The organism is Collimonas sp. OK307 (assembly GCF_900113705.1).
GTDB lineage: Bacteria > Pseudomonadota > Gammaproteobacteria > Burkholderiales > Burkholderiaceae_D > Collimonas.
This window is the reverse complement of record NZ_FOQI01000016.1, coordinates 130147-141729: the sequence shown is the minus strand read 5'-3', so window position 1 is coordinate 141729 and position 11583 is coordinate 130147. Positions and strand designations below refer to the sequence as shown.

Here is an 11583-nt window from a genome sequence, read left to right as displayed (position 1 = left end):
GGATTACCGGTTGGCATGTTCAGCTTGATGGCGTGATTCTGGATCGGAATCGTGATGATCAGCATGATGATCAACACCAGCATGACGTCGATCAACGGCGTCATGTTCATTTCCATCATCGGTTCCGGATCATTGGCGCTGCCGCCGGAAGAACCTACATTCATACCCATTGCAATACTCCTATCAGTTGCGCGCAGGCGGTTCAGTAATGAACCCGATCTTGGCGATTCCTGCCCGCTGTGCAGTCAGGATCACCTTGCCGATGTATTCATACTTGGTTTGCTGATCGCCACGGATATGCAGTTCCGGTTGTGGCACGATGACCGCCACTTCCTTCAGCTTCGACAGCAACGTCGCCGTGTTCGGCACCAGCTGCTCGTTCCAGAACATGTCGCCTTGCTTATTCACCGCCAGGTTGATGTTCTCTGGCTTGGTTTTATAAGGTTCGTCGATTTCGTGTGGCAACTTCACCGGAATCGTATGCGTCACCACCGGAATCGTGATCAGGAAGATGATCAGCAACACCAACATGACGTCAACCAGCGGCGTCGTGTTGATCGTGCCGATCACTTCGTCTTCATCCCCATCGGATGAACCGAGTGACATTCCCATGATTAGCCAACCTTTTTGTTGATATGGGCAACCTGGCTAGCCGAGCTCGAGGACATCACGCCGCTCAACAGAACCGAGTGCAGGTCAGCGCTGAACGAACGGATTTCTTCCATTGCGCTCTTGTTGCGGCGAACCAGCCAGTTGTAACCCAGAACAGCAGGCACAGCCACTGCCAGACCGATTGCAGTCATGATCAGCGCTTCACCAACCGGACCGGCAACCTTGTCGATCGAAGCTTGACCAGCGATACCGATTGCTGTCAGCGCGTGGTAAATACCCCAGACCGTACCGAACAGACCGACGAACGGTGCAGTCGAACCAACGGTTGCCAGGAAAGCCAGGCCGTCTTGCAGGCGGCTTTGGACTTTTTCTACCGAACGCTGGATCGACATCGTCACCCAGGTGTTCAGGTCGATCTGTTCCAGCAAGGCGCCGTCGTGGTGGTGCGTCGAGTTCACGCCGTTTTCAGCGATGAAGCGGTATGCGCTGTTTGGCTTCAGGCCGGTAACACCGGCTTCAACCGTAGCGGCTTTCCAGAAGGTCTTTTGTGCGTTCTTTGCCTGGCCCATCAGTTTCACTTGCTCGATGAGCTTGGTGATGATGATGTACCAGCTACCCATCGACATCAGCACCAGGATGATCAGGGTGCCGCGGGCAACGAAGTCGCCGCCTTTCCACAGGGCGTCGAGGCCGTATGGGTTATCGACGGTTTCCTTGGCTGCAGGCAGTGGTGGTGGAGTCGGGGTATCGGCCAGCGATGCTGCTGCGGTATCGGCAGCTTTAGGAGCATCGGCAGCAGCCGGAGCGGAAGCGGTAGCAGATGCTGCCGCAGGAGTTTGGGCGATAGCGGCCAGCGGCGAGATCGTCATGGCAGAGATCATCAGGGCGGCAGCCAGGGCGGATAAGCGATTACGAGTGGTAGACATACTAATACTCCAAATTTTATAAATTAGATTGCTAGGATAACGGACAAGGTAGTGGTTCTACACTTTGATTATTCCAGCTTCCAGACATACTGCATTTTTGTCGTCGATTGAACGGCTTTACCGTCAGCCATTGCAGGTGTGAAATGGCACAAGCTCCACGCTTTGGTTGTGGCTCTGTCCAGATCTTTGAAACCGCTGCTCTTTTCAACAGTGGAATCGACCACATTACCGTCGGCGCCGATAGTCAGCTTGACAGTAACGGTACCCTCTTCTTCATTGCGTAAAGAAGTTCTTGGATACTCCGGCTTATCACAATTGCCAGCAATTTTTGCACTGGTATGCGATGGTCCTGCTTCGCCGGTAGCCGATGGCTGCGCTACAGAAGTAGGCAAGTCATTGGTCGGTGGTTTGACGTTGGTTACAGCTGCAATCACGTTTTCCTGTGGCGGCGGCGTTACTTTTACCTCTGGTGGAGGTACGAACGGTGGCGGTGGCGCAACCGATTTTGGCGGCGGCGGTACCGGCTTGTCCGGTGGTGGTGGCGGTGGCGGCGGCTTGATCTCCTCGATGATCTTGGTTTCGACCGGTTGCTGAATCACTTCGACAACTTTACGGGCTAGCCCTGTAATCAACGCATAAACTAGAGCTACATGCAGAAGAACAACCACGCTGATGCCAACTATATTCTTGGAAGGGTTTCTCCCATCCTGCGTGAAATCCATGCCTCTTTCCTCCGATACTACATTATTCAATTGCTAAAACCACATGCAATCAGATGAGTGAACAACTAACCAACCTACGGTGACGCAATAACTGTACCAATCGAACCGCGATTGCTATGCAAAACGATTCGGTACAAGGTTAAATTATCAGACGCCAATTTATTGTCAAGCCAACAAAAAGTATCAGATCACTCTCCCCTAATTAGTGCGCGTCCGCAAATACTACATCAATGCCTAATAAAACAGCAGAATGATCGCTCTAAGTTCATGCATTCTGAAAAGCCAAAACCACCTGGAAAACATCCCAGGTGGTTTGCTTACAAAAAGAACTTAACCCAATCGCTTCTCGCTATCAGAAGAATTGATAGTTGGCACGGACGAAGAACGCACGGCCAACGATGTCGCCGTAACGTGGATCGTAGCCGATCTGGAAGTTATCGACCTGGTTACTTGCAGGCGGTTTCTTATTAAGAATGTTCTTAATACCACCTGTCAGTGTCAGGTTCTTGATACCAGTGTAGGTCAACGAAGTGTTGTAGCGGGTATATGAACCAACGTTGTGCGTATCGTAAGGAGCCGACACAGAGTTGTTTGCATCTACGTAACCAGTGCTGAAGGTTTGCTGGAGAGTTGCGCTCCATGGACCATTCTTCCAGTTAACCGCTGCAGTATGGCGCCACCGGAAAACTACACCTGGTGTGGAGCCGACGCCGCCAGCATAGACAGCCAGATTGTTCAGGTAAGCTCCACCCTTTTCGCTCTGGTAGTCATACTGCGTAACGTAAGTGCCGTCGATGGAGAATGCAAAGTCGCCCAAGCCAGTCTTAGGCAAACGCCATCCCAGGCCCAAGTCGAAACCTTGGGTGTGAACGTTACCCATGTTTTGGTTGGTTTGGACGATGTAGTCCAGCGAGCCATCTGGCTTGCGAACGTACAGATTTGCATACTTAGCAGGTTCAGCAAAAATATCGGCTTCGGAAATCACGCCGATCTGGTTTTTGATCTTGATATTCCAGTAGTCGATCGAAACAGTTACATCCTTGACAGGTTCGAAAACCGTACCCAGGGTGAACGAAGTCGATTTCTCTGGCTGCAGATTCTTGTTACCGCCGGTCTGCGTGAAGAATTGCGTATTGCAATCGCGCACCTCAACACCGCCTGGACCTACATTACCGCCTGGGCACAGTTTCGGATCGTTATAGGAGCCGGAAGTGTAGGTGGTCGAGGCAGGCTGATTCAGTTCGTACAAGCTTGGTGCCCGGAAGCCCGTGCTGTATGAGCTGCGGATCATCAAGTTCTGGGCTGGCTGCCAACGCAGGCCGATCTTTGGATTGATGGTGCTGCCAACGTCGCTGTAATCATCGTAACGCACGGCTAATTGCGCTTCCAGATCCTTGACGATCGGGATGCTCAACTCGGTAAATACGGCGCCAACATTACGCTTGCCCGATTGCGACTGGGAAGTCGAAGAGCCTGTACTTTCGGACAGGTCGGCAACCGAGTGGATGATGTCGTATTCTGCTGTTTCATGACGATATTCGCCACCGATAGCAAAACCGAGCGGACCAGCCGGCAATTGTGCGATCTCACGGCTTGCAGTGAAATCGATCGACGAGATGGTGGTTTTAGCATCCAGGTATTTACCTGTGTTTTTAACCGTGTCGTACACGCCTGGAGCAGACGGGCCAAATGGATTCAGAGTGCCGTTCAACAGCGCTGCTCTTACGGAATCATTGTTCAGATAACCGCTTACCAGTGTTTCCTGCGCCTTGCTGACTGCATAGCTCAGGCCGGTCTTGTAATCCCAGCCCCACATCGTGCCGTCAAGAGCCAACAGCAAACGGTCTGCCGTGTTTTTAGCTTCGCTTACACGGCCGCCAAATCCAGCAGAACGGAAGTTGACCGACAAAGGATCGCCGCTCAAACCAGCGACAGCAGGAGTAATGCCGTTGCCTGGGTAATACTTGCTGGAGCTAGGCAGCAGATAGTCGCTACCGTTACCGGCAAACACGTCGCCCGCGACGGTTTGCGTCACTTTGCTTTCGGAATGCAGGTATTCAATCGACGCCTTGTTGTCGGCATTCAATTTCAACGTGCCCTTGCCGATCACGGCAAGTTCAGAGGTCTCAGGGACTACATCAATGGTTGAGGAATAGTCGTAGCGGCAAGAAGTGCCCTTGGCGTTTGGCTTCAGATGCGCTGCGTCACAGCCGGTTGCCAGCAAAGGATTGCCGGCGACGCCATTGCCAGTGTCGATAAAGTTAGCCGGGTAGGTGTTACCGCTGGTTTGGCTCAAGCCCAGGCTTGGCACATAGCCGGTGATTCCACGCTGCGAGGCAGTGATCTTGCTTTGTTTATGGTAATCGACTACGCCAAAAACGTTGTAGCCGTCTTTATCCAGGTCGCCGAAGCCGCCGGATACATTGATACGTCCTTCCTGACCGCCGCTTTGCGAAGGAATGATGCCTTCGCCGGAAACGTTCAGGCCGGTATACGATCTTTTGGTGATGAAGTTGATCACACCGCCGATAGCGTCAGTTCCGTAGATTGCGGAAGCACCGTCGCGCAGGATTTCAACGCGGTCCAGGGCTGCAATAGGGATGATGTTCAAATCGACAGTGGAGCCGTCAAATGCGCTATTGGCAAGACGGCGGCCATTCAGCAACACCAGGGTTTTGTTCGAGCCCAGACTACGCAAGTCGGCCGATGCACCAACGGTGCCGCCCTTACCAACGTTAGTTGAAGTCGTAAATTGCGATTGATTCGCAGAGATAGTACCTAACGCTTCCGAGGCAGTAGTGATACCTGCTTTGGCAAAATCGTCAGCCTTGATAATCGTGATAGGCGAAACACCTTCGTTCGCTACCCGTTTGATCGACGAACCTGTAACTTCGATTCGTTGCATTTGCGGAGCATCGTCCGTCTTTGTCTCCTGCGCCTGCACTGAATGGGCCAACAGTCCTAGCCCAACAGCTACGCCGCCTGAAAACATCAGTCGCAGCGAACGTGGCAATCCCCGTTCCTTCATCATAACCAAACTCCCTATGGGTAAAAGTTAGAGTTGAAATTTAAGTTTTTGTAGTAAATCAAACACGATTTGTTAATCGCCTTCTGAGCGATGCGTCAAAAATCTTTGTACAACAACGACCAAAAAGCAGATTTTATTTCGCGTGTAAAACAGTACTGCACGGTTACTTTTCGGGTCCCAATTTGTGATTGTTTGCCAGAAACATTTCCGCTGATACCTACAAGCAAAAAACATGCCACACAAAGTAATGCAGCTAAAATAGTGTATCCTAAAAAAAATAAAAACAGCATTAAATTTGGGAACGCCTGCGATACTGTTGCTTATATACGCCAAATAACAAATACGCATACGGGTATAAGCAAAACCGCATAGGCCTGTTTAACGGCGTAAATTAGCCATTTCCAAGTGGAAAGCAAAATATTTTGATGCTAAAAAGGCAAGGAAAAAGTAAATAAACCATGTGGAACTTAAAGCAATTCAAGCAATCGTGCATTGCACCAATAATGCTCTTCGGCTGTATCGCAGGTGCAGCATTTTCGGTGCAAGCGGGCAATAATCCAGCAGATCCGTCCAAAGTGGTGCATGCAGTCTTCGAGGCGGCGGACGATGGCATGGATCCGGTGCGTACCGTCAATGCCTATTCCAGCTGGTTATCTGAAGCAATTTTTGAGCGCCTCTTAACTTACGACTATCTGGCACGCCCCGCTAAACTGGTGCCGCAAACTGCGGAGGCCATGCCCGAGGTGAGCGATGGCGGCAAAACTTATGTCTTCCATATCAAGAAGGGAATTTACTTTGCCCCGGACCCCGCCTTCAAAGGGACTCGCCGCGAACTGACTGCCCAAGACTACGCCTATACTTTCAAGCGCTTTCTCGACCCCAAGAACCGTTCACCATCCGCCAATGTCTTGCAAGGCAAAATCGCAGGCATGGATGAACCGATCGCCAAGGCGCAGAAAAGCGGCCGCTTCGATTACGACGCGCCGGTAAGCGGCCTGCAGACCCCCGACCGCTATACCCTGCGGATCACGCTCAATGCACCCGACTACAATTTCCTGTACATCATGGGATTCGTTGCCTTGGGTGCGCAAGCGCGTGAAGCGGTCGACGCCTACGGCGACCAGACAGGGGCTCATCCGGTTGGCACCGGACCTTACATGCTTCAGGAATACGTTCCACGCAGCAAAATCGTGTTGGTCGCCAATCCTGAATACCGCGGCTACACATGGGATTTCAAATCGTCCGGCACCGCCTGGGACGATCAGCTGGTGCACGACATGAAGGGCAAGAAAATGCCGCAGGTTGGCCGTGTCGAAGTTAGCATCATCGAGGAAGAGCAATCGCGCTGGCTGGCTTTCCAGGGCAAGCAGGTCGACCTTGACTACCTGCCCCAGGCAGCCGCCCCAACGGTACTGGACGGAAAAAAACTGAAACAATCCTTCCTCGACCAGGGAATCCGGCTGGATACTGTAGTTGAACCAGGTGTGGTCTATACGTTCCTGAACTACAAAGACCCGGTCATCGGTGGCAGTAGCCTGGAGAAAAACGCACTGCGCCGTGCAATTGCAATGTCTTATAACATCCAGGATGACATATCTCAGGTCCGCCTCGGGCTGGCAGTGAAAGCAGAAATGGCGATCCCCGCCGGGGTCGTCGGCCATGACCCTGACTACCGTAACAGCATTGCCTATGATCCGGTGCTGGCAAACAAATTGCTTGATCACTTCGGCTATAAGCGTGGCGCCGACGGTTACCGCACCCTCCCCGACGGCAAGCCGCTGATGTTGAGAATAGCCACGGAAGCACAGGCGATCAATGTGGTTCTCTCGGAAATATGGAAGCGCGGACTCGACAAAATCGGCATTCGCGCCGATTTCCGGGTTAGCAATTTTGCCGACAACCTGAAGGCAGCGACGGAATGTAAATTAATGATGTGGAATGGCTCCTGGATTGCTGACTACCCCGAAGGCGATAATTTCATGCAGCTGCTATATGGCCCGAATGTGGGGCAAGGCAACAACGGCTGCTATAGCTCGCCGGCATTCGATGCGCTCTACGTCAAGGCCAAGGCATTGCCGCCGGGGCCGGAACGCAATCAGCTGTATATCGAGATGAGCCGCCAGATGGAAGCCGATACGGCCTGGGTACTTAGCGTGTCGCGCCTCCGCAACTGGTTGATCCGGCCATGGATCAAGGGCTTCAAGCGCCACCCTATCCTGCAGGCGGACTGGATGTATCTGGATGTTGAAAAACACTAAACGCTAATTTATCTGCTCATCTATCTTTTTGTACGGGATTCTGTAGTATGCCGCCTTAACCTGGAATAAACGGCTGTCATCAGCCGCAAAATTACATATAACAGGAGACAAACTACATACCAGGTTTCACTTAGACAAAATAAGCGAATAGATTAATATATTATTTATTTACCAAGTAAAAAGGTATTGATCGCGCGTTCGCCTACCGGCGAATTAGCGCGATGTCATCGGAGATGACACTATTTTGTGCGATAGATAAGCAATCTTAAGCACATGTAGAAAATAACCACCTGCTCAAAAGGCAAAAAGAAAATGCTTCGAAAAATGTCGAAATCAGTCAGATTCAAAAAGATATTACTAGCGCAAATGCTGGCTTTTACAGCATTCGCGGGCAGCGCCGCCGGCGCCCATGCCGAGACCAATCCGGCCGACCCGGCCAAGGTAATACGCACCGCATTTGAAGCCGCAGACGATGGCTTCGACATGGTCCGTACCCAGAATTTTTATTCTGGATGGGTCAGCGAAGTCATCTATGAAACCCTCCTTACCTATGACTATCTGGCACGGCCAGCCAAGTTGGTGCCGGAGACAGTAGAGGCGATGCCGGAAATTAGCGCGGATGGCAAGACATATACCTTTCATCTGAAAAAAGGGATTTATTTCTCGCCGGACCCCGTTTTCAAGGGCGTGCGTAGAGAACTCACAGCCGCAGACTACATTTACACCTTCATGCGGGCCCTTGATCCGCAAAACCGCTCACCACACGCCAGCTTCATCGCCGGCAAAATCGCCGGCCTCGATGATCTGGCAGAGCAAGCCAGAAAAACCGGGCATTTCAACTACGATGCCTCGATACCCGGATTACAGGCACCCGACCGCTATACGTTAAAAGTCACCCTGAATGCCAAGGACTACAACTTCCTGAACGTGGTTGCCTATACCGGTTTCGGCGCGGTGGCACGTGAAGCTGTCACTGCCTACGGCCAGCAAAGCGGTCAACATCCGGTCGGCACCGGGCCTTATATGTTGCAAACGTATGTCCCGCGCAGCAAGATCGTACTGGTCGCCAATCCTGAGTATCGCGGCTACACCTGGGACTTCAAGCCCTCTGCAGACGCTATCGACAAGCAGATCATCAAAGACATGCAAGGCAAGAAAATGCCGCAAGTCGGCCGGGTCGAGATCAGCATCATCGAAGAAAACCAATCGCGCTGGCTGGCATTCCAGGGTAAGCAAATCGATTTCGACAAAATGCCGGAGACCGCCGCTCCGACCGTACTGGATGGAGACAAACTCAAACCAGGATATGCAGAGCAAGGCATACAGCTACAGCGCATCATCGACGCAGGCATCACCTACAACATATTGAACATGAAGGACCCGGTCATTGGCGGCTACAGCAACGATAAGATTGCACTTCGGCGCGCCATAGTAATGGCATATAACAATAAGGAAGAAGCCTCTTTATTGCGCAATGGCCAGGCAGTCAAACTGGAAGCGCCGATTCCGCCAGGGGTAGGAGGCTATGATCCTGCATATCGCAGCAGCATCGACTACAACCCGGCATTAGCCAACAAGCTGCTCGATCACTTCGGCTACAAGCGCGGTGCCGACGGTTACCGCAATATGCCGGACGGCAAGCCACTGCTGCTGAAATACACCAGCAATCAAGGCGGGATCAACCAGGAAATGTCAGAGCTCTGGAAACGCGGCCTCGACCTGATAGGTATCAGGACCAAATTCATCGTCAGCAATTTTGCCGACAACCTGAAAGCCGCGACCTCGTGCGAATTGATGATGTGGGGTGCGGCCTGGAATGCCGACTATCCGGAAGCCGAGAATTTCATGCAATTGCTGTACGGCCCGAACTCCGGCCACGGCAACCACGGCTGCTATCAATCGCCAGCCTTTGATGCCCTCTACGTCAAAGCCATGGCGCTGCCTTTAGGCCCCGAGCGCGATAAAGTCTACGAGCAAATGAATCGACAGTTCGAAGCCGACACGGCCTGGGCCCTGAACACCACCAGAATCCGCAATTGGCTGGTACGGCCATGGGTCAAGGGTTTCAAAAAACACCCGATCCTGCACGCTGAATGGCAGTACATCGATGTCGACAAACACTAATTCGCCCCCTACACGGAAATAGAAACCCTGCTCCGGCAAGCGTGATCCGCCTGCCGCAGTTCCAATTTAGCTAGAGATATTTGAAGGAGACAAATGGTATGAACTCGCTTTGGTTACGCGGGATATTGGTTGCCTGTTTAGCTTGCGCGCTGCCGATGAAGGCATCGACAGCGGCAGCGCCAATTTCCCCGGCAGATCCCGACAAAGTACTGCGCTTTGTATTCGTAGCGCCTGAAACCGGTTTCGATCCGGCCGTTACCCGCGACTTGTATTCGCAGCTGGTCAACCAGTCGGTATTTGAAACACTGTTCGCCTATGAATACCTGGCGCGACCTGCCAAGCTGATGCCATCCGCGGCGGCAGCGCTGCCGGAAGTCAGCGCGGATGGCATGACCTACACCATCCGCCTGAAAAAAGGCGTTTATTTTGCCGATGATCCGGCCTTCAACGGCAAGAAGCGTGAACTGACCATGGGCGATTTCGTCTATTCGTGGAAGCGCCTGTTCGATCCGCAACTGGCCTCGCCGCAAACCTGGCTGCTGGAAGGTAAAGTGGTCGGCCTCGACGAAGTAGCGGCGCAAGCCAAGAAAACCGGTCATTTCGATTACGACGCCAACGTCCCCGGCTTTGAACTGCTGGACCGCTATACCTTGCGGATCCACTTGAAACAGCCTGACTTCAACCTCGGCATGATCCTGGCGCATCAACCGACCAGCGCCGTCGCCCGCGAAGTGATCGAAAAATATCGCGATGCGCAAGGTACCGTGATGGGACATCCGGTCGGCACCGGCCCCTACATATTGACCCAGTGGATCCGCGGCTCGCGCATGGTGCTGACCGCCAATCCGGATTACCGCGGCTATACATGGGATTTCCAACCCAGCACCGACCCGGGCGATGCCGCCATCGTCGCCAAGATGAAGGGCAAGCGCATGCCGCAAATCGGCCGCGTGGAAATCAGCGTCATGGTGGAAGACCAGTCACGTTTGCTGGCATTCGAAGGTGACGAAGTCGACATCACCGAATTACAGGGTCCATTGGCGCCGCAAGTCATGGCCGGCGGCAAACTGAAGCCGGAGTTTGTAAAACGAGGTGTGCAACTGTCGCGTATCGTCGACCCTGAAATCAGCTACTTCTACTGGAACATGCAAGATCCGGTACTGGGCGGCATGAGCAAGGAAAAAATCGCCCTGCGCCGCGCTATCGCCATGGCGCATAATGTACGCGAAGAAATCAAGGTAGTCTGGAACGACGAAGCGATCCCGCTTGAATATCCGATTCCGCCAGGTGTTGTCGGCTACGATCCGGATTACAAAAGCAGCATCCAGTACGAACCTGAAGTCGCCAACGCCCTGCTCGACAAGTTCGGCTACAAGATCGGCAAGGATGGTTATCGCACCCTGCCGGACGGCAAACCTCTGACAGTGCGCTACTCCGCCCGCGCCGACTCAAACGGCCAGCAACAATCGGAAATGTGGAAGAAAACCTACGACACCATCCATATCCGCATGGTTGGCGATCTGAAAACCTTCCCCGACCTGCTCAAGGCAGAAAAAGAGTGCCAGCTGCAAACCCGCACTGCACCTTGGATTGCCGACTATCCGGACGGCGACAACTTCATGCAATTGTTCTATGGCCCGAACGTTGGCCAGAACAACAACGGCTGCTCCAAGATCCCCGAATACGATGTGCTCTACGCCGCCTCGCAGAAATTGCCAGCCGGCCCGGAACGCGACCTGCTGTATCACAAGATGGCGCGCATCCTGGAAGTGGATGCGCCGGCGCGTATCGGTTATGCCCGTTACCGCAACATGATCGCGCAACCGCGTGTGATCGGTTACAAGAAACACCCGGTCATGCCTACCGAATGGATGTATTTCGATATCGAAAAACGTAAATAAAAACACTACGGA

The 11583-nt window shown here is 52.8% G+C and carries 8 protein-coding genes; 3 read left to right on the top strand and 5 right to left on the bottom strand.

Annotated features, from left to right (window positions below):
• The 5 genes from BM205_RS19355 to BM205_RS19335 form a co-directional block, all read right to left on the bottom strand.
• Window positions 1–170 (bottom strand): biopolymer transporter ExbD (locus BM205_RS19355; protein ID WP_175511325.1); only part of this gene is annotated, 170 nt, incomplete at its 3' end.
• A gap of 13 nt (window positions 171–183) precedes the next feature.
• Window positions 184–612, bottom strand: a complete 429-nt coding sequence (locus tag BM205_RS19350; RefSeq protein ID WP_092416490.1) for an ExbD/TolR family protein — start codon at window positions 610–612, stop codon at window positions 184–186.
• A 2-nt stretch (window positions 613–614) separates the two neighbouring features.
• Window positions 615–1538: a MotA/TolQ/ExbB proton channel family protein gene (locus BM205_RS19345; protein WP_092416489.1), complete on the bottom strand. Its 924-nt coding sequence runs from the start codon at window positions 1536–1538 to the stop codon at window positions 615–617.
• A gap of 68 nt (window positions 1539–1606) precedes the next feature.
• Entirely contained in the window at window positions 1607–2260 is a 654-nt protein-coding gene (locus tag BM205_RS19340; protein ID WP_092416488.1) for an energy transducer TonB, read from the bottom strand.
• A 352-nt stretch (window positions 2261–2612) separates the two neighbouring features.
• A complete protein-coding gene (locus tag BM205_RS19335) occupies window positions 2613–5291 on the bottom strand; it encodes a TonB-dependent receptor (RefSeq protein ID WP_092416487.1) in 2679 nt (892 codons plus the stop codon).
• A 455-nt stretch (window positions 5292–5746) separates the two neighbouring features.
• On the opposite strand from BM205_RS19335, the gene BM205_RS19330 reads away from it, so the two are divergent.
• The 3 genes from BM205_RS19330 to BM205_RS19320 all read left to right on the top strand — a co-directional run bounded on the left by BM205_RS19330 (window position 5747) and on the right by BM205_RS19320 (window position 11571).
• Window positions 5747–7546 (top strand): ABC transporter substrate-binding protein, encoded by a 1800-nt coding sequence (locus tag BM205_RS19330; RefSeq protein WP_092416486.1) that lies wholly within the window; start codon window positions 5747–5749, stop codon window positions 7544–7546.
• A 366-nt stretch (window positions 7547–7912) separates the two neighbouring features.
• A complete protein-coding gene (locus tag BM205_RS19325) occupies window positions 7913–9670 on the top strand; it encodes an ABC transporter substrate-binding protein (protein WP_254783964.1) in 1758 nt (585 codons plus the stop codon).
• 98 nt (window positions 9671–9768) lie between these two features.
• A complete protein-coding gene (locus tag BM205_RS19320) occupies window positions 9769–11571 on the top strand; it encodes an ABC transporter substrate-binding protein (protein WP_092416484.1) in 1803 nt (600 codons plus the stop codon).
• Window positions 11572–11583: the final 12 nt, after the last annotated feature.

Coding starts and splice junctions, on each gene's coding strand:
- BM205_RS19350 (WP_092416490.1), bottom strand. CDS start 612: ATGGGAATGTCACTCGGTTCATCCGATGGGGATGAAGACGAAGTGATC.
- BM205_RS19345 (WP_092416489.1), bottom strand. CDS start 1,538: ATGTCTACCACTCGTAATCGCTTATCCGCCCTGGCTGCCGCCCTGATG.
- BM205_RS19340 (WP_092416488.1), bottom strand. CDS start 2,260: ATGGATTTCACGCAGGATGGGAGAAACCCTTCCAAGAATATAGTTGGC.
- BM205_RS19335 (WP_092416487.1), bottom strand. CDS start 5,291: ATGATGAAGGAACGGGGATTGCCACGTTCGCTGCGACTGATGTTTTCA.
- BM205_RS19330 (WP_092416486.1), top strand. CDS start 5,747: ATGTGGAACTTAAAGCAATTCAAGCAATCGTGCATTGCACCAATAATG.
- BM205_RS19325 (WP_254783964.1), top strand. CDS start 7,913: ATGCTGGCTTTTACAGCATTCGCGGGCAGCGCCGCCGGCGCCCATGCC.
- BM205_RS19320 (WP_092416484.1), top strand. CDS start 9,769: ATGAACTCGCTTTGGTTACGCGGGATATTGGTTGCCTGTTTAGCTTGC.